The 18270-nt window shown below is 56.7% G+C and carries 15 protein-coding genes; 13 read left to right on the top strand and 2 right to left on the bottom strand.

All coding sequences use genetic code 11. The features are described 5' to 3' along the window. Positions 1-73: 73 nt before the first annotated feature. The gene (locus tag CWM58_RS12720; protein ID WP_008803943.1) at positions 74-1906 is read left to right on the top strand and encodes an SLC13 family permease; all 1833 of its coding nucleotides are present in this window, start codon (positions 74-76) and stop codon (positions 1904-1906) included. 45 nt (positions 1907-1951) lie between these two features. On the opposite strand, the gene yfbR is transcribed toward CWM58_RS12720, so the two are convergent. Together yfbR and alaA are read right to left on the bottom strand one after the other, a co-directional pair. Further along, positions 1952-2551 carry a 5'-deoxynucleotidase gene (yfbR, locus tag CWM58_RS12715; protein WP_002913188.1) on the bottom strand — a complete coding sequence of 200 codons (600 nt, stop codon included), beginning with the start codon at positions 2549-2551 and terminating at the stop codon, positions 1952-1954. An 81-nt stretch (positions 2552-2632) separates the two neighbouring features. After that, on the bottom strand, positions 2633-3850 hold the full coding sequence (gene alaA, locus CWM58_RS12710) for an alanine transaminase AlaA (RefSeq protein WP_008803944.1): 1218 nt from the start codon (positions 3848-3850) through the stop codon (positions 2633-2635). An 875-nt stretch (positions 3851-4725) separates the two neighbouring features. On the opposite strand from alaA, the gene CWM58_RS12705 reads away from it, so the two are divergent. The 12 genes from CWM58_RS12705 to nuoL all read left to right on the top strand — a co-directional run bounded on the left by CWM58_RS12705 (position 4726) and on the right by nuoL (position 18164). Further along, positions 4726-5652: a LysR family transcriptional regulator gene (locus CWM58_RS12705; RefSeq protein ID WP_061153790.1), complete on the top strand. Its 927-nt coding sequence runs from the start codon at positions 4726-4728 to the stop codon at positions 5650-5652. 650 nt (positions 5653-6302) lie between these two features. After that, positions 6303-6749, top strand: coding sequence for an NADH-quinone oxidoreductase subunit NuoA (nuoA, locus tag CWM58_RS12690; protein ID WP_002913181.1), 447 nt, complete (start codon positions 6303-6305; stop codon positions 6747-6749). 15 nt (positions 6750-6764) lie between these two features. Then, positions 6765-7439: an NADH-quinone oxidoreductase subunit NuoB gene (gene nuoB / locus CWM58_RS12685; RefSeq protein WP_002913178.1), complete on the top strand. Its 675-nt coding sequence runs from the start codon at positions 6765-6767 to the stop codon at positions 7437-7439. Positions 7440-7526: 87 nt separating this feature from the next. After that, complete coding sequence (gene nuoC, locus CWM58_RS12680) at positions 7527-9335, top strand: NADH-quinone oxidoreductase subunit C/D (protein ID WP_074387942.1); 1809 nt, start codon at positions 7527-7529, stop codon at positions 9333-9335. A 2-nt stretch (positions 9336-9337) separates the two neighbouring features. Continuing rightward, positions 9338-9838 (top strand): NADH-quinone oxidoreductase subunit NuoE, encoded by a 501-nt coding sequence (nuoE, locus tag CWM58_RS12675; RefSeq protein ID WP_002913160.1) that lies wholly within the window; start codon positions 9338-9340, stop codon positions 9836-9838. Further along, positions 9835-11172 carry an NADH-quinone oxidoreductase subunit NuoF gene (gene nuoF / locus CWM58_RS12670; protein WP_061153791.1) on the top strand — a complete coding sequence of 446 codons (1338 nt, stop codon included), beginning with the start codon at positions 9835-9837 and terminating at the stop codon, positions 11170-11172. Before nuoE ends, nuoF begins: the two co-directional genes overlap by 4 nt. A 32-nt stretch (positions 11173-11204) precedes the next feature. Then, positions 11205-13931, top strand: coding sequence for an NADH-quinone oxidoreductase subunit NuoG (gene nuoG, locus CWM58_RS12665; protein WP_100681049.1), 2727 nt, complete (start codon positions 11205-11207; stop codon positions 13929-13931). Further along, positions 13928-14905 (top strand): NADH-quinone oxidoreductase subunit NuoH, encoded by a 978-nt coding sequence (gene nuoH / locus CWM58_RS12660; protein ID WP_002913156.1) that lies wholly within the window; start codon positions 13928-13930, stop codon positions 14903-14905. Before nuoG ends, nuoH begins: the two co-directional genes overlap by 4 nt. Before the next feature lie 14 nt (positions 14906-14919). Continuing rightward, positions 14920-15462, top strand: a complete 543-nt coding sequence (nuoI, locus tag CWM58_RS12655; RefSeq protein ID WP_008803948.1) for an NADH-quinone oxidoreductase subunit NuoI — start codon at positions 14920-14922, stop codon at positions 15460-15462. A gap of 10 nt (positions 15463-15472) precedes the next feature. Further along, complete coding sequence (gene nuoJ / locus CWM58_RS12650; RefSeq protein WP_061153793.1) at positions 15473-16027, top strand: NADH-quinone oxidoreductase subunit J; 555 nt, start codon at positions 15473-15475, stop codon at positions 16025-16027. Continuing rightward, positions 16024-16326 (top strand): NADH-quinone oxidoreductase subunit NuoK, encoded by a 303-nt coding sequence (nuoK, locus tag CWM58_RS12645; RefSeq protein ID WP_002913148.1) that lies wholly within the window; start codon positions 16024-16026, stop codon positions 16324-16326. Before nuoJ ends, nuoK begins: the two co-directional genes overlap by 4 nt. Next, complete coding sequence (nuoL, locus tag CWM58_RS12640) at positions 16323-18164, top strand: NADH-quinone oxidoreductase subunit L (protein ID WP_008803949.1); 1842 nt, start codon at positions 16323-16325, stop codon at positions 18162-18164. The genes nuoK and nuoL overlap by 4 nt, the downstream gene beginning before the upstream one ends. The last annotated feature ends 106 nt before the right edge of the window (positions 18165-18270 follow it).

Genomic DNA, 18270 nt, shown 5'->3' with positions numbered 1-18270 from the left:
TATGATTTCGCCCCGCGTTGCCGGGGCTTTTTTATGCCACTATGTCGACTCCCACTTGTGACAAGGAAACGTTGTGAACGGTGAATTGATTTGGGTTTTATCCCTTCTGGCTATCGCGGTTGTGCTGTTTGCTACCGGCAAGGTGCGCATGGATGCTATCGCCCTGATGGTCATTGTCGCCTTCGTCCTCAGCGGCACGCTGACGCTGAATGAAGCCTTTTCCGGGTTCAGCGATCCTAACGTGATCCTGATTGCCGCCCTGTTTATTATCGGTGATGGCCTGGTTCGTACCGGGGTGGCCACCAAGATGGGGGCGTGGCTGGTGAGTGTGGCGGGCAACAGCGAAACCAAGATGCTGGTTTACCTGATGCTCACCGTCGCCGGGCTGGGTGCGTTTATGAGTTCAACCGGGGTGGTCGCCATTTTCATTCCGGTGGTGCTCAGCGTGTCGGCGCGGATGAATACCTCTCCCTCGCGGCTGATGATGCCGCTCAGCTTTGCCGGGCTTATCAGCGGGATGATGACCCTGGTCGCAACGCCCCCCAATCTGGTGGTCAACAGTGAACTGCTGCGCGAAGGGCTGCACGGCTTCAGCTTTTTCAGCGTCACGCCGATTGGCCTGGTGGTGCTGATCCTTGGCATCGTCTATATGCTGGCGGTGCGCTTTATGCTGAAGACAGAGAATGGCGAATCCGCGCGTGATGGCCGTAAAAGAAGCACCTTCCGCGATCTGATCCGCGAATATCACCTCACTGGCCGCGCCCGCCGGCTGGCGATCCGTCCTGGTTCGCCGATGATCGGCCAGCGTCTTGATGATTTAAAACTGCGTGAGCGGTACTGTGCCAACGTCATCGGCGTCGAACGCTGGCGGCGGTTCCGTCGGGTGATTGTTAACGTCAACGGGGTATCGGAATTCCGCGCCCGTGACGTCCTGCTGATCGATATGTCCGCCTCCGATGTCGACTTACGCCAGTTCTGTGGTGAGCAGATGCTCGAGCCGATGGTGCTGCGCGGCGAGTATTTTGCCGATCAGGCGCTGGATGTGGGCATGGCGGAGGTGTCGCTGATCCCGGATTCGGAGATGATTGGGAAAACGGTGCGTGAGATAGCGTTCCGCACCCGGTTTGGTCTCAATATCGTCGGCATGAAGCGCGATGGCGAGGCGATGGATGGTTCCGTGGTCGATGAGCCGCTGCAGCTCGGCGATATCCTGCTGGTGGTCGGTAACTGGCGGCAAATTGCCCTGCTGGCGAAGCGTGGGCGGGATTTCGTGGTGCTCAATATGCCGGTTGAAGTGGATGACGCTTCGCCGGCGCACAGCCAGGCTCCGCACGCGATTTTCTGTCTGGTGCTGATGGTAGCCCTGATGCTCACCGATGAAATTCCCAATCCGATTGCCGCGATCATCGCCTGCCTGCTGATGGGGAAATTCCGCTGCATCAACGCCGAAAGCGCCTATAAGGCGATCCACTGGCCGAGCATTATTTTGATTGTCGGGATGATGCCGTTTGCCCTGGCGCTGCAGAAAACCGGTGGGGTAGATCTGGTGGTCAAGGGACTGATGGACGTCGCCGGAAGCGAGGGGCCTTATCTGATGCTCGGCTGCCTGTTTGTAATGTGCGCGGCGATAGGCCTGTTCATCTCTAATACCGCGACCGCGGTCCTGATGGCGCCCATAGCCCTGGCAGCGGCGAAGTCGATGGGGGTGTCGCCCTATCCTTTTGCCATGGTGGTGGCGATGGCGGCTTCGGCGGCGTTTATGACTCCGGTTTCCTCGCCGGTCAACACCCTGGTGCTTGGCCCGGGTAAGTATTCCTTCAGCGACTTTGTGAAGATTGGCGTGCCCTTCACCGTACTGGTGATGGTGGTCTGCGTACTGCTGATCCCGGTGCTGTTTCCGTTTTAAGGGTGTCAGGCCGGGTAGGGCGCAACCGCTGCCCGGCCTGAAAAATTACAGTGGCGAATCCTGACTTATTTCATCCAGCGACAGCTGGAAGCTCGGGACAAACACCTGCATAAAGTAATCCATCTCTGCGCTTCGCCGCGACGCCAGCGTCTTTTCCAGACGGCCTTTGGCCAGCAGAAATTCGTTGTTACCCGCAGACAGCTCTTCGAGGCACTTCAGGTAAGCGCAGAGGGCGTCAGCCTGTTTAACGATCGACTGCTCTTCCTCACTGTAGTGATGCTCATCAATCAGCGGCTCGAAAATATCGCGCAGCTCGTCAGGGACCATATCCACCAGCTTTTGCTGAGCAATTTTCTCAATCGCCTTATATTCCTGGGCAATCTGGGAATTGAAATATTTCACCGGGGTAGGGAGGTCGCCAGTTAATACTTCGGAGGCGTCATGGTACATCGCCAGCAGGGCAATACGTTCGGCGTTGACCTGGCCGCCAAATTTGCGGTTTTTAATTGCCGCCAGCGCATGGGCGACCATCGCCACCTGCAGACTGTGTTCGGAGACATTTTCGGTGCGCACGTTGCGCATCAGTGGCCAGCGGTTGATCAGTTTCAGGCGGGAGAGGTGGGCAAAGAAATGACTCTGACTCATAGGAACCCTTAATCAGTGACAACATCGGGTTCCATTGTGCGCAGGGATCGCCGCCGGATGCAAATGCCGGCGGCGGAGCGATTAAAGCTGGTGGTAGCCGGAGAGGAAGCGGCCAAAGCGGGAGATCGCCATCTCCAGGTCGTCTTCACGAGGCAGCGTCACAATGCGCACATGATCCGGCCACGGCCAGTTGAACGCGGTGCCCTGTACCAGCAGTACTTTCTCCTGTAGCAGGAAGTCGAGCACCATTTTCTGGTCGTCGTGAATATTGAAGCGTTTGGCGTCAATTTTCGGGAACATGTACAGCGCGCCTTTTGGCTTCATACAGGAGACGCCCGGAATATCGTTGATCAGCTCCCAGGCGCGGTTGCGTTGTTCATACAGGCGCCCGCCGGGGATGATGAATTCGCTGATGCTCTGGTAGCCGCCTAGCGCCGTCTGGATAGCATGTTGTGCCGGCACGTTGGCGCACAGACGCATCGACGCCAGCATCTCCAGGCCTTCGATATAGCCCTTCGCGTGTTTTTTCGGGCCATTCAGCACCATCCACCCCTGACGGAATCCGGCAACACGGTAGGTTTTCGACAGTCCGTTAAAGGTCACGGTCAGCAGATCCGGCGCCAGAGCAGCAATCGAGTGATGCTGGGCTTCGTCGTAGAGGATCTTATCGTAGATCTCATCGGCGAAAATAATCAGGTTATGCTGCCGGGCGATCTCGACGATCTCCTGCAGCAGTTCTTTGGAATAGACCGCGCCGGTGGGGTTGTTGGGGTTAATGATCACGATCCCGCGGGTGCGCGGCGTGATTTTTGCGCGGATATCGTCAAGATCCGGGAACCAGTCAGCGGATTCGTCACACAGATAGTGGACCGCTTTGCCACTGGAAAGCGACACCGCCGCCGTCCACAGCGGGTAGTCCGGCGCGGGAACCAGCATCTCATCGCCGCTGTTTAACAGCGCCTGCATCGCCTGCACAATCAGTTCGGACACGCCGTTGCCGATGTAAATATCTTCTACCGTGACATCACGCATTCCCCGGGCCTGGTAATGCTGCATGATGGCTTTGCGCGCCGAGTACAACCCTTTCGAATCGCAGTAACCCTGGGCAGTAGGCAGATTGCGGATGACGTCGACGAGGATCTCGTCAGGGGCCTCGAAGCCGAATGGCGCCGGGTTGCCGATGTTCAGTTTCAGAACTTTATTGCCTTCTTCCTCAAGACGTTTCGCTTCTTTCAGAACCGGGCCACGGATGTCGTAACAGACGTTCTCTAACTTGCTGGATTTTTCGATGGGGGACATGAATCTTGACCTTTTAGCTGTTATCGCCACTCCCTGCCGTGGAAGTCAGCACGGAACAATGTACTCCGCATCCCCGCTGTTTTGAAGGCTTTGCAGGAGAAGATTTTGCTAACACAGGATTTTAAGCGTAATTGATTTATCTGCCGCTTACGGTTTTAGATTGTATGTTCTACCTGTTTATGGTGGTTTTTTGGTCGTATATGTAGACGATATGCCGTTTTTGCCATCATTTATCTGGTTTGTTTGTGAGGGAGAGGGGCGAACGAAGAATGTTGGTGGGCTAAAAAACGCTATCCTTAATGCAATATCGGCTCATTTGTAATTTGGATGTTAAATAATATCAATAAAAAACAGCGTACGAGTGCATTATTATTATTTTTGACAGGTAATAATCTGAGGTTTGTTAATTTATATAAAATGTTGAAAAAAATTTAAAATTATCTGAGTTAATCCTTATTTAGGCTTATAAAAAGGACGGGAATCGGTTAGAATATCGCCGTTAATATCAGTGGTATCCGGTAAGCACACCGGTTGAATTGATACTTAATATATTGTTATTGCAGAATTTTGTTGTTCATCCTTCCCTGCGTAAACGTGCGGTGGAAGAGAGGCTTTCTCACCACCACTGGCCAGTTTTTCGGCGCGACGTATGACGCCTGACTGACTGTGGTAATAAATAACAATGAGAAATACGAACAATATATTACTCCGTGGTTCTGCGCATTTGCCCAGACGAGTACTTTAGCATGTAATAACGTTCGTCCAGTTGTTTATCCGCCATCTGACGGTGAGCACGAGGCTCAGGGAATAGCCGGAAACCTGGCGTAAAGCATCAACAAGGCAGGTCAGCGTTAGCCACCTGTAAGTGAAGAAATATGATTAATACAACACGTCCGATACTCAACCTTGATCTCGATCTGCTGCGCACCTTTGTGGCAGTCGCTGATTTGAACACCTTCGCCGCTGCCGCCGCCGCAGTGTGTCGTACCCAGTCCGCGGTCAGCCAGCAAATGCAACGCCTCGAACAACTGGTTGGCAAAGAGCTTTTTGCCCGCCACGGGCGTAATAAACTGCTCACTGAGCAGGGGATCCAGCTGCTGGGGTATGCTCGCAAAATCCTGCGCTTTAACGATGAGGCCTGCATGTCGTTAATGTATGGCAGCCTGCAGGGGGGACTGACCATCGGTGCCTCGGAAGAAACGGCTGATACCATCCTGCCGTTTTTGTTAAACCGCATCGGCTGCTTCTATCCCAGAATGACGCTGGAGATCAAAGTCCATCCTCATGCCGCAATTATGACGATGCTGGCCGAGGGGCTGATTGATCTGGCGTTGACCACCCATCAGCCTCCCGGCTTTACCTCTTTCACCCTGAGAACGTCACCGACCCTCTGGTACTGTGCGGCGGAATATGTGCTGGCGAAGGGGGAGTCTATTCCCCTGATCCTGCTCGAAGAGCCAGGTCCATTCCGCCAGGATATTATTGCCGCGCTGGAGGCTGCCCGCGTCTCGTGGCATCTGGCCCATGGCGCTTCGTCTCTCTCCGGGGTGAAAGCGGCGGTCAAAGCTGGGCTGGGCGTCACCGCGCGACCCGTCGAAATGATGAGCCCCGATTTGCGCGTGGCTGGCATCAGCGATGGATTGCCGAGCCTGCCGGATACCCGGTATGTGGTGAGTTGCAATCCACAGACAGCGAGCGAGCTGCCGCAGGTGATTTTTCAGTCGCTGAGTCAGGAGAGCGACCCCTGGCGAACGGGGCCGGCACTTACCCCGGAAGAGGGAGATAACACCTTCATTTTGTGAGGGCAATTTTGCTAACAAAGATCACAAAAACTGGTAACAGAATGTAAGTGGGCAAAAAGAGCCTCAGGGGAGGGTTTCCCGCCTGGTGGCTCTTTTTTTTGCACTATTATTGATGTTTTGAATGTTTTTTTTATTTCTTTCCTGAAAAATCAGCGTATTGGCGTGACCGAGCGCTCACCTTGTCGACTTTTCCCTGCACTTTCAACACTTCCTGCTAATGTTAAAAAACCGGACGGATTGTTGCCGATTTCCTAGGGTAATTAACAAAACCGTGTCACAGATCAAGAAAATACCCCTCTTTGGGGGGAGGAATCGAGGCTAAATCCTGTCAAAATAGAAGGGATTTTTGATTTACGACGGAAACGGACACGATTCAACAACACTAAAACCGAACAGTATGCAAGGTTATTTCGCATAAAAGGGCATTTAATGTTAATGAAAAGATTCCAATGTAAATTAATGTTATGAAAACTTTTGTTAAAGTTGACAAAAGGTTAAAGAAAGGGGTAAAAAGCCACGGCATCTGGGCTTCTCACATCAACCAGGGACGCTTTTTTGCACGGTTTTTTTTACTCCTCCCGTGAAACGCTGTGGCGTTCATCTGCCAGTAAGAGCAGAGGGTTTTGGCGCTACACTTTTTTGGTTAAGCAATGCGTATGTCAACATCCACTGAAGTCATCGCTCATCATTGGGCATTCGCTATATTTCTCATCATCGCTATCGGCCTGTGCTGCCTCATGCTCGTCGGCGGCTGGTACCTTGGCGGTCGCGCGCGCGCGCGTAGCAAAAACACGCCGTTTGAATCGGGGATCGACTCCGTTGGTTCGGCCCGCTTACGTCTTTCTGCGAAGTTTTATCTGGTTGCCATGTTCTTCGTTATCTTCGACGTGGAAGCCCTGTATCTCTACGCATGGTCGACTTCTATCCGCGAGAGCGGCTGGGTCGGCTTTGTGGAAGCCGCAATTTTCATTTTAGTGCTACTGGCTGGTCTGGTTTATCTCGTTCGCATCGGCGCACTGGACTGGACGCCTGCGCGTTCCCGTCGCACGCTGGTTAATCCGGAAACAGACAGTCCCACTAACCGTCATATGCAGTAAAAGCGAGGCAATAAGATGGATTATACGCTCACCCGCATAGATCCTAACGGTGAGAACGACCGTTACCCCCTGCAGAAACAGGAGATCGTCACCGACCCCCTGGAGCAGGAAGTCAACAAAAGCGTGTATATGGGGAAACTCGAGCACGCGCTGCATGACATGGTGAACTGGGGCCGTAAGAACTCAATTTGGCCGTATAACTTCGGCCTTTCTTGCTGTTATGTGGAAATGGTGACGTCATTCACTGCGGTGCATGACGTTGCGCGTTTTGGGGCAGAAGTTCTGCGCGCCTCTCCGCGTCAGGCGGACCTGATGGTGGTCGCTGGAACCTGCTTTACCAAAATGGCGCCGGTTATTCAGCGTCTGTACGATCAGATGCTGGAGCCGAAGTGGGTGATCTCCATGGGCGCCTGCGCTAACTCCGGCGGCATGTACGACATCTATTCTGTCGTCCAGGGCGTGGATAAATTCATTCCGGTCGATGTGTACATCCCGGGCTGCCCGCCGCGTCCGGAGGCCTACATGCAGGCGCTGATGCTGCTGCAGGAGTCCATTGGTAAAGAACGTCGTCCGCTCTCATGGGTGGTTGGCGATCAGGGCGTTTATCGCGCCAATATGCAGTCGGAACGCGAGCGTAAACGCGGCGAACGTATTGCAGTGACCAATCTGCGGACGCCGGACGAGATTTAATTTGCGCCTGCGGGCGGGAATACCACTTCGCAAATCAATCTACAACAACGCGAAGTCTCGCCCGGCAGTCACCACGGACCTTTTGCAATGGTGAACAATATGACCGATTTAACCGCGCATGACGCCGCACCAGCCTGGCAAACCCGCGATCACCTCGATGACCCGGTGATCGGCGAACTGCGCAACCGCTTTGGGCCGGATGCCTTTACCGTTCAGCCAACCCGCACCGGCGTACCAGTGGTGTGGGTGAAGCGTGAGCAACTGCTTGAGGTGGGTGATTTCCTGAAGAAATTGCCGAAGCCTTACGTGATGCTGTTTGACCTGCACGGCATGGACGAACGTCTGCGCACGCACCGCGATGGCCTGCCCGCCGCGGATTTTTCCGTTTTCTATCATCTGATTTCTATCGACCGCAACCGCGACATCATGCTCAAGGTGGCGCTGTCTGAAAACGATCTGCATCTGCCGACTTTCACCAAACTGTTCCCCAACGCCAACTGGTATGAGCGTGAAACCTGGGAAATGTTTGGCATGACCTTCGATGGCCACCCGAATCTGCGCCGCATCATGATGCCGCCGACCTGGGAAGGCCATCCGCTGCGTAAAGACTATCCGGCGCGCGCTACCGAATTCGATCCGTTTGAGCTGACCAAAGCCAAGCAGGATCTGGAGATGGAAGCGTTGACCTTCAAACCGGAAGAGTGGGGCATGAAGCGCAGCACCGACAACGAGGACTTCATGTTCCTCAACCTCGGTCCGAACCACCCGTCTGCCCACGGTGCATTCCGTATTATTCTGCAGCTGGATGGCGAAGAGATCGTCGACTGCGTGCCGGACATCGGTTACCACCATCGTGGCGCCGAGAAGATGGGCGAACGCCAGTCCTGGCACAGCTATATCCCGTACACTGACCGCATCGAATATCTCGGCGGTTGCGTCAACGAGATGCCGTACGTGCTGGCGGTGGAAAAACTGGCCGGGATCACCGTGCCGGATCGCGTCAACGTGATCCGCGTGATGTTGTCTGAACTGTTCCGCATCAACAGCCACCTGCTGTATATCTCGACCTTTATTCAGGACGTCGGCGCGATGACGCCGGTCTTCTTCGCCTTTACCGACCGGCAGAAAATCTACGATCTGGTGGAGGCGATCACCGGTTTCCGTATGCACCCGGCGTGGTTCCGCATCGGCGGCGTTGCCCACGATCTTCCGCGCGGCTGGGATCGCCTGCTGCGGGAATTCCTCGAGTGGATGCCGAAGCGTCTGGATTCTTACGAGAAAGCCGCGCTGCGCAACACCATTCTGATTGGCCGTTCCAAAGGCGTTGCCGCTTACACCGCCAAAGAGGCGCTGGAGTGGGGCACCACCGGCGCAGGCCTGCGCGCCACCGGTATCGGCTTCGACGTGCGTAAATGGCGTCCTTATTCTGGTTACGAAAACTTCGACTTCGAAGTCCCGACCGGCGGTGGCGTTTCTGACTGCTACACCCGTGTGATGCTGAAAGTCGAAGAGCTGCGCCAGAGCCTGCGCATTCTTCAGCAGTGCCTCGATAATATGCCGGAAGGCCCGTTCAAAGCGGATCATCCGCTGACCACGCCGCCGCCGAAAGAGCGCACGCTGCAGCATATCGAAACCCTGATCACCCACTTCCTGCAGGTATCGTGGGGCCCGGTGATGCCGGCCAACGAATCCTTCCAGATGATTGAGGCGACCAAAGGGATTAACAGTTACTACCTGACCAGCGACGGCAGCACCATGAGCTACCGTACCCGCGTGCGTACGCCGAGCTTTGCGCATCTGCAGCAGATCCCGTCGGCGATCCGCGGCAGCCTGGTATCCGACCTGATCGTTTATCTGGGTAGTATCGATTTTGTTATGTCAGACGTGGACCGCTAATTATGCACGAGAATCAACAACCACAAACCGAGGCTTTTGAGCTGAGTGCGGCTGAGCGTGAGGCTATTGAGCACGAGAAGCACCACTACGAAGACCCGCGTGCGGCGTCCATCGAAGCGCTGAAAATTGTCCAAAAACAGCGCGGCTGGGTGCCGGATGGCGCGATCTATGCGATCGCCGATGTGCTGGGGATCCCGGCCAGCGACGTCGAAGGCGTGGCAACATTTTACAGTCAGATTTTCCGCCAGCCGGTTGGCCGTCACGTGATCCGCTACTGCGACAGCGTGGTGTGCCACATTACCGGCTATCAGGGTATTCAGGCTGCGATTGAGAAGAAGCTCAATATCAAGCCAGGGCAGACCACCTTCGATGGCCGCTTCACGCTGCTGCCGACCTGCTGCCTGGGCAACTGCGACAAGGGACCGACCATGATGATTGATGAGGACACTCACAGTCATCTGACGCCGGAGGCAATTCCTGACCTGCTGGAGCAGTACAAATGAAAACCGTAATTCGTACTGCGGAAACGCATCCGCTCACCTGGCGTCTGCGCGACGACAAGCAGCCGGTATGGCTGGACGAGTATCGCAGCAAAAACGGTTACGAAGGGGCACGTAAAGCCCTGACCGGGATGGCGCCGGATGAAATCGTTAATGCGGTAAAAGACGCTGGCCTGAAAGGGCGCGGCGGCGCGGGCTTCTCCACGGGTCTGAAGTGGAGCCTGATGCCGAAAGACGAATCCATGAACATCCGTTACCTGCTGTGTAACGCCGACGAAATGGAGCCGGGCACCTATAAAGACCGTCTGCTGATGGAGCAACTGCCGCACCTGCTGGTGGAAGGCATGCTGATCTCCGCGTTTGCGCTGAAAGCGTACCGCGGCTACATCTTCCTGCGCGGCGAATATATCGAAGCGGCACAGCATCTGCGTCGCGCGATTGCCGAAGCCACCGAAGCGGGCCTGTTGGGGAAAAACATCCTTGGCACCGGGTTTGACTTCGAACTGTTCGTGCACACCGGGGCAGGGCGCTATATCTGCGGTGAAGAGACGGCGCTGATCAACTCCCTGGAAGGTCGCCGTGCTAACCCGCGCTCCAAGCCGCCGTTCCCGGCGAGCTCCGGCGTGTGGGGCAAGCCGACCTGCGTCAACAACGTGGAAACCCTGTGCAACGTGCCGGCGATCCTCGCCAACGGCGTCGAGTGGTACCAGAACATTTCCACTAGCAAAGATGCTGGCACCAAGCTGATGGGCTTCTCCGGCCGGGTGAAGAATCCGGGCGTCTGGGAGCTGCCGTTCGGCACTACCGCGCGTGAGATCCTCGAAGATTACGCCGGCGGCATGCGCGATGGCCTGAAGTTTAAAGCCTGGCAGCCGGGTGGGGCAGGGACCGACTTCCTGACCGAAGCGCACCTCGATCTGCCGATGGAGTTCGAAAGCATTGGTAAAGCGGGCAGCCGTCTGGGCACCTCGCTGGCGATGGCCGTTGACCACGAGATCAACATGGTCTCGCTGGTGCGCAACCTTGAAGAGTTCTTTGCCCGCGAGTCCTGCGGCTGGTGTACGCCGTGCCGTGATGGACTGCCGTGGAGCGTGAAGATCCTGCGCGCCCTGGAGCGCGGCGAAGGCCAGCCTGGCGATATCGAAACGCTTGAGCAACTCTGTCGATTCCTCGGGCCGGGTAAAACCTTCTGCGCACACGCGCCGGGTGCGGTCGAACCGCTGCAGAGCGCGATCAAGTATTTCCGCGAAGAATTCGAGGCTGGCATTAAGCAGCAGTTTAGCAATACCCATGCAATTAACGGTATTCAGCCGAACCTGCTTAAGACGCGCTGGTAATCTAAAGGTTTTTTATTTTTGGAAGCACGCAAATGGCTACGATTCATGTAGACGGCAAAGAATACGAGGTCAACGGGGCGGACAACCTGCTAGAGGCTTGTCTCTCTCTTGGTCTTGATATTCCCTACTTTTGCTGGCACCCGGCGCTAGGGAGCGTCGGTGCTTGCCGCCAGTGTGCGGTGAAGCAATATCAGAACGCGGAAGACACGCGTGGTCGCCTGGTGATGTCCTGTATGACTCCGGCATCCGACGGCACCTTTATTTCTATTGACGACGGCGAAGCGAAACAGTTCCGCGAAAGCGTGGTGGAGTGGCTGATGACCAACCACCCGCACGACTGTCCGGTCTGCGAAGAGGGCGGCAACTGCCACCTGCAGGATATGACGGTCATGACCGGTCATAGCTTCCGCCGCTATCGTTTCACCAAACGTACCCACCGCAACCAGGATCTGGGGCCATTTATTTCTCACGAAATGAACCGCTGCATCGCCTGCTACCGCTGCGTTCGCTACTATAAAGATTATGCCGATGGCACCGATCTGGGCGTTTATGGCGCTCATGACAACGTCTACTTTGGCCGCCCGGAAGATGGCACGCTGGAAAGCGAGTTCTCCGGTAACCTGGTTGAAGTTTGCCCGACCGGCGTCTTCACCGATAAAACGCACTCTGAGCGTTACAACCGTAAGTGGGACATGCAGTTTGCGCCGAGCATCTGCCAGCAGTGTTCCATTGGCTGTAACATCAGCCCTGGCGAACGCTATGGCGAGCTGCGTCGTATCGAAAACCGCTATAACGGTACCGTTAACCGCTACTTCCTCTGCGATCGCGGTCGTTTCGGCTATGGCTACGTAAACCTCAAAGATCGTCCGCGTCAGCCGGTTCAGCGCCGTGGCGACGATCTGATCGCGCTCAACGCCGAACAGGCGATGCAGGGGGCGGCGGATATCCTGCGCCAGTCGAAGAAAGTCATTGGTATCGGTTCTCCGCGCGCCAGCATTGAAAGCAACTTCGCGCTGCGTGAGCTGGTCGGTAGCGAAAACTTCTATACCGGCATCGCTAAAGGCGAACAAGCGCGCCTGCAGATGATGCTCAAAGTGCTGCGCGAAGGCGGGATCCATACCCCGACGCTGCGCGATATCGAATCCTACGATGCGGTACTGGTGCTGGGCGAAGATATTACTCAGACCGGCGCGCGCGTTGCCCTGGCGGTACGCCAGGCGGTGAAAGGGAAAGCTCGCGAAATGGCGGCGGCGCAGAAAGTGGCCGACTGGCAGATTGCGGCAATTCTCAACATCGGACAGCGCGCGAAGCATCCGTTATTTGTCACTAATATCGACGACACTCGCCTGGATGACATCGCGGCGTGGACCTATCGCGCGCCGGTGGAAGATCAGGCGCGTCTGGGCTTCGCTATCGCCCATGCGCTGGATGACAGCGCGCCGGCGGTTGATGGCCTGAGCCATGACCTGCAGGGTAAAGTCGATGTTATCGTTCAGGCGCTGGCCGGGGCGAAAAAACCACTGATTATCTCCGGAACCAACGCCGGCAGCATGGAGATCATCCAGGCCGCCGCTAACGTCGCAAAAGCCCTGAAAGGCCGCGGCGCCGACGTCGGCGTGACCATGGTCGCCCGCGCGGTGAACAGCGTCGGTCTGGGCATGATCGGCGGCGGCTCACTTGAAGAGGCGCTGGACGAACTGGAAAGCGGCGCCGCCGACGCGGTTATCGTGCTGGAAAACGACCTTCACCGTCATGCTTCCGCTGCGCGCGTTGACGCTGCGCTGGCGAAAGCCCCGCTGGTGATGGTGGTTGACCATCAGCGCACCGCGATTATGGACAAAGCGCACCTGGTGCTCTCTGCTGCAAGCTTCGCGGAAAGCGACGGGACCGTGGTGAACAACGAAGGCCGCGCTCAGCGTTTCTTCCAGGTCTACGACCCGGCTTACTACGACGCGAAAACCGTGATGCTGGAGAGCTGGCGCTGGCTGCATTCGCTGCACAGCACCGTCAACAACCGTCAGGTTGACTGGACGCAGCTGGACCATGTCATCGATGCGGCGATTACCGCACTGCCGCAGCTGGCAGGCATTAAAGATGCCGCGCCGGATGCGACCTTCCGCATTCGCGGTCAGAAGCTGGCGCGTGAACCGCACCGCTACAGCGGCCGTACGGCGATGCGCGCCAACATCAGCGTGCATGAGCCGCGTCAGCCGCAGGATAAAGACACGATGTTCGCCTTCTCAATGGAAGGGAACAATCAGCCGTCCGCACCACGTTCGCAGATCCCGTTCGCCTGGGCGCCGGGCTGGAACTCCCCGCAGGCATGGAACAAGTTCCAGGATGAAGTGGGCGGGAAACTGCGTCATGGCGATCCGGGCGTTCGACTGTTTGAAGCGTCCGCCAACGGGCTGGAGTATTTCACCGCGGTGCCGGCCAGCTTCCAGGCGGAAGAGGGCAAATGGCGTATCGCGCCGTACTACCATCTGTTTGGCAGCGATGAGCTGTCTCAGCGCGCGCCGGTGTTCGAGAGCCGGATGCCTGAGCCGTACATCAAGCTGAACCCGGTGGATGCCGCGAAGCTGGGCGTTAACGCGGGGGCAATGCTCTCCTTTAGCGTGGAAGGCCAGACCCTGCGTCTGCCGCTGGTTATCTCTGAAGGCCTGACCGCCGGACAGGTTGGCTTACCGATGGGCATGCCGGGCATTGCGCCGGTGCTGACCGGATCGCGTATTGATTCACTGCAGGAGGCGAAAGCATGAGCTGGTTAACGCCGGATCTTATCGACATTCTGTTAAGCATCCTGAAGGCCGTGGTCATTCTGCTGGTGGTCGTCACCTGTGGCGCGTTCATGAGCTTCGGCGAGCGTCGTCTGCTCGGTCTGTTCCAGAACCGCTACGGACCTAACCGCGTGGGCTGGGGCGGTTCGCTGCAGCTGGTCGCCGACATGATCAAGATGTTCTTCAAAGAGGACTGGATCCCGCGCTTCTCCGATCGCGTGATCTTTACTCTGGCGCCGGTTATCGCCTTTACCTCGCTGCTGCTGGCCTTCGCTATCGTGCCGGTCAGCCCGACGTGGGTGGTGGCTGACCTGAACATCGGCATCCTGTTCTTCCTGATGATGGCAGGCCTGGCGGTCTATGCGGTGCTGTTCGCCGGCTGGTCGAGTAACAACAAATACTCGCTGCTGGGGGCGATGCGTGCTTCCGCGCAGACCCTGAGCTACGAAGTGTTTCTCGGTCTGTCCCTGATGGGCGTGGTGGCGCAGGCGGGGTCATTCAATATGACCGATATCGTCAACAACCAGGCGCATCTGTGGAACGTCATCCCGCAGTTCTTCGGCTTCGTGACTTTCGCCATCGCCGGCGTGGCGGTGTGTCACCGTCATCCGTTCGACCAGCCGGAAGCGGAGCAGGAACTGGCCGATGGTTACCACATTGAATATTCCGGCATGAAATTCGGTCTGTTCTTCGTGGGTGAATACATTGGTATCGTCACCGTTTCAGCGCTGATCGTCACGCTGTTCTTCGGCGGCTGGAATGGCCCGTGGTTACCTCCTTTCATCTGGTTCGCGCTGAAAACCGCGTTCTTCATGATGATGTTCATTTTGATCCGCGCATCATTACCGCGTCCGCGCTATGACCAGGTAATGTCCTTTGGCTGGAAGGTATGCCTGCCGTTAACGCTGGTCAACTTGTTGGTAACGGCGGCTGTCATTCTCTGGCAGGCGCAATAAGGGGTGAATTGAACATGACCTTAAAAGAATTATTGGTGGGGTTCGGCACCCAGGTCCGTAGTATCTGGATGATTGGCCTGCATGCCTTCGCCAAACGTGAAACCCGGATGTATCCGGAAGAGCCGGTCTATCTGCCGCCGCGCTACCGCGGCCGCATCGTGCTGACCCGCGATCCGGACGGTGCAGAGCGCTGCGTTGCCTGTAACCTGTGTGCGGTAGCCTGCCCGGTGGGCTGTATCTCTCTGCAGAAAGCAGAGACCAAAGACGGCCGCTGGTACCCTGAGTTCTTCCGCATCAACTTCTCACGCTGCATTTTCTGCGGCCTGTGCGAAGAAGCGTGCCCGACCACGGCGATCCAGTTGACCCCGGACTTCGAGCTGGGTGAATACAAGCGTCAGGATCTGGTGTACGAAAAAGAGGATCTGCTGATTTCCGGTCCGGGCAAATACCCGGAATATAACTTCTACCGGATGGCGGGTATGGCAATCGACGGCAAAGATAAAGGTGAAGCGGAAAACGAAGCTAAGCCAATCGACGTCAAGAGCCTGTTACCGTAAGGAGAGGGCAATGGAATTCGCTTTTTATATCTGTGGCCTGATAGCCATCCTCGCAACCTTGCGGGTCGTCACCCACACCAATCCGGTGCATGCGCTGCTGTACCTGATTATTTCGCTGCTGGCGATTGCCGGGGTGTTCTTTTCGCTGGGCGCTTACTTTGCTGGTGCGCTGGAAATCATCGTGTACGCCGGGGCCATTATGGTGCTGTTCGTCTTTGTGGTGATGATGCTCAACCTGGGCGGCAGCGAAATTGAACAGGAACGCAAATGGCTGCAGCCGGGGATTTGGATTGGCCCGGCCATTCTTTCCGCGGTGCTGCTGGTGGTTATCGTTTACGCTATCCTGGGCATTAACGACCAGGGTATCGACGGCGCGGCGATCAACGCCAAAGAAGTGGGTATTGCGCTGTTTGGGCCGTACGTCCTGGCGGTGGAGCTGGCCTCCATGCTGCTGCTGGCGGGCCTGGTGGTCGCCTTCCACATTGGACGCGAAGAGCGTGCAGGTGAGGTGCTGAGCAACCGTCTGAACGACAGCGACAAAAGAAAAACGGAGGAACACGCATGATCCCCTTAACACATGGACTGATCCTCGCGGCCATCCTGTTTGTGCTTGGTCTGACGGGGCTGGTGATCCGCCGCAATCTGCTGTTTATGTTGATTAGCCTGGAAATCATGATTAACGCCGCCGCGCTGGCTTTTGTGGTAGCGGGTAGCTACTGGGGCCAGGCAGATGGTCAGATAATGTATATCCTCGCCATCAGCCTCGCGGCTGCGGAAGCGAGTATCGGCCTGGCGCTGCTGCTGCAGCTCCATCGTCGCCGCCAGAACCTGAACATCGATTCAGTAAGTGAGTTGCGTGGATGAACATGCTTGCCTTAACCATTCTTTTGCCATTGATTGGCTTTGTGCTGCTGGCCTTCTCCCGTGGACGCTGGTCGGAAAACCTTTCCGCCACCGTTGGCATGGGGTCGGTAGGCCTGGCGGCGCTGGTCACCGCGTACGTCGGCGTCGACTTTTTCGCTAACGGCAAACAAGCGGTCAGCGTACCGCTGTGGAACTGGATGTCGGTCGGTGATTTCAACATCGGCTTCAACCTGGTGCTGGATGGCCTGTCGCTGACCATGCTCTCTGTGGTTACCGGCGTCGGCTTCCTGATCCACATGTTTGCCTCCTGGTACATGCGCGGCGAAGAGGGCTACTCTCGCTTTTTCGCCTACACCAACCTGTTTATCGCCAGCATGGTCGTTCTGGTACTGGCCGATAACCTGCTGTTGATGTACCTCGGCTGGGAAGGTGTGGGCCTCTGTTCTTACCTGCTGATCGGTTTCTACTACACCGATCCGAAGAACAATGCCGCAGCGATGAAAGCGTTCGTGGTCACCCGCGTCGGCGACGTGTTCCTCGCCTTCGCGCTGTTCATTCTTTATAACGAACTGGGCACCCTGAACTTCCGTGAAATGGTAGAGCTGGCGCCGCAGCACTTCGCTAATGGCAGCACCACGCTGCAGTGGGCGACGCTGATGCTGCTCGGCGGCGCGGTCGGTAAATCCGCTCAGCTGCCGCTGCAAACGTGGCTTGCCGATGCGATGGCTGGCCCGACGCCGGTCTCCGCGCTGATCCACGCCGCCACCATGGTGACCGCGGGCGTGTACCTGATTGCCCGTACCCACGGCCTGTTCCTGATGACGCCGGAAGTGCTGCATCTGGTGGGTATCGTTGGTGCGGTAACGCTGGTGCTGGCAGGCTTCGCCGCGCTGGTGCAGACCGACATCAAACGTGTGCTGGCTTACTCGACCATGAGTCAGATTGGCTACATGTTCCTCGCGCTGGGCGTACAGGCATGGGATGCGGCGATTTTCCACCTGATGACCCACGCGTTCTTTAAAGCGCTGCTGTTCCTGTCGTCTGGTTCGGTCATTCTGGCCTGCCATCACGAACAGAACATCTTCAAAATGGGCGGTCTGCGCAAATCTATTCCGCTGGTGTATGTCTGCTTCCTGGTGGGGGGCGCGGCGCTGTCCGCTCTGCCGCTTATCACCGCAGGCTTCTTCAGTAAGGATGAGATTCTGGCAGGCGCGATGGCCAACGGCCATATCAATCTGATGGTGGCGGGCCTGGTCGGCGCCTTTATGACCTCGCTGTACACTTTCCGTATGATTTTCATCGTGTTCCACGGCAAAGAGCAAATTCACGCGCACGCAGGGAAGGGAATTACCCATCATCTGCCGCTGATCGTGCTGCTGGTGCTGTCCACCTTCGTTGGCGCGCTGATTGTGCCGCCACTGGAGGGTGTACTGCCGCAGACCACTGAGCTTGCGCACGGTAGTGTCATGACGCTGGAAATTGCCTCCGGGATTATCGCGATTGCCGGCATCCTGATCGCCGCATGGCTGTGGCTGGGTAAACGTACCCTGGTGACCTCCATCGCCAACAGCGCGCCTGGCCGCTTCTTCGGTACCTGGTGGTTCCATGCCTGGGGCTTCGACTGGTTATACGACAAAGTGTTCGTGAAACCATTCCTCGGCATTGCCTGGCTGCTGAAGAGCGATCCGCTGAACTCGTTGATGAATATCCCGGCGATTCTGTCCCGCTTCGCAGGCAAAGGTCTGCTGGTGAGCGAGAACGGCTATCTGCGCTGGTATGTGGCTTCAATGAGCATTGGCGCGGTGGTGGTGCTGGCTCTGCTGATGGTACTGCGTTGATTTGAGCGCGCGGTTTTGCCCAGTGGCGCTTCGCTTACCGGGCCTACGAAACCGTAGGTCGGGTAAGCGAAGCGCCACCCGACACAACAAACCGCACTCAAACGTG

It is taken from the genome of Klebsiella sp. H-Nf2, from assembly GCF_002806645.1.
Classification (GTDB): Bacteria; Pseudomonadota; Gammaproteobacteria; order Enterobacterales; family Enterobacteriaceae; genus Klebsiella; species Klebsiella variicola.
The sequence above is the reverse complement of the archived record's forward strand: the minus strand, read 5'-3'. Positions and strand labels throughout refer to the sequence as shown.

Bases quoted from the DNA above. Each gene is read 5' to 3' on its own strand.
- yfbR (WP_002913188.1), bottom strand. From the start codon at position 2,551: ATGAGTCAGAGTCATTTCTTTGCCCACCTCTCCCGCCTGAAACTGATC.
- alaA (WP_008803944.1), bottom strand. From the start codon at position 3,850: ATGTCCCCCATCGAAAAATCCAGCAAGTTAGAGAACGTCTGTTACGAC.
- CWM58_RS12705 (WP_061153790.1), top strand. From the start codon at position 4,726: ATGATTAATACAACACGTCCGATACTCAACCTTGATCTCGATCTGCTG.
- nuoA (WP_002913181.1), top strand. From the start codon at position 6,303: ATGCGTATGTCAACATCCACTGAAGTCATCGCTCATCATTGGGCATTC.
- nuoB (WP_002913178.1), top strand. From the start codon at position 6,765: ATGGATTATACGCTCACCCGCATAGATCCTAACGGTGAGAACGACCGT.
- nuoC (WP_074387942.1), top strand. From the start codon at position 7,527: ATGGTGAACAATATGACCGATTTAACCGCGCATGACGCCGCACCAGCC.
- nuoE (WP_002913160.1), top strand. From the start codon at position 9,338: ATGCACGAGAATCAACAACCACAAACCGAGGCTTTTGAGCTGAGTGCG.
- nuoF (WP_061153791.1), top strand. From the start codon at position 9,835: ATGAAAACCGTAATTCGTACTGCGGAAACGCATCCGCTCACCTGGCGT.
- nuoG (WP_100681049.1), top strand. From the start codon at position 11,205: ATGGCTACGATTCATGTAGACGGCAAAGAATACGAGGTCAACGGGGCG.
- nuoH (WP_002913156.1), top strand. From the start codon at position 13,928: ATGAGCTGGTTAACGCCGGATCTTATCGACATTCTGTTAAGCATCCTG.
- nuoI (WP_008803948.1), top strand. From the start codon at position 14,920: ATGACCTTAAAAGAATTATTGGTGGGGTTCGGCACCCAGGTCCGTAGT.
- nuoJ (WP_061153793.1), top strand. From the start codon at position 15,473: ATGGAATTCGCTTTTTATATCTGTGGCCTGATAGCCATCCTCGCAACC.
- nuoK (WP_002913148.1), top strand. From the start codon at position 16,024: ATGATCCCCTTAACACATGGACTGATCCTCGCGGCCATCCTGTTTGTG.
- nuoL (WP_008803949.1), top strand. From the start codon at position 16,323: ATGAACATGCTTGCCTTAACCATTCTTTTGCCATTGATTGGCTTTGTG.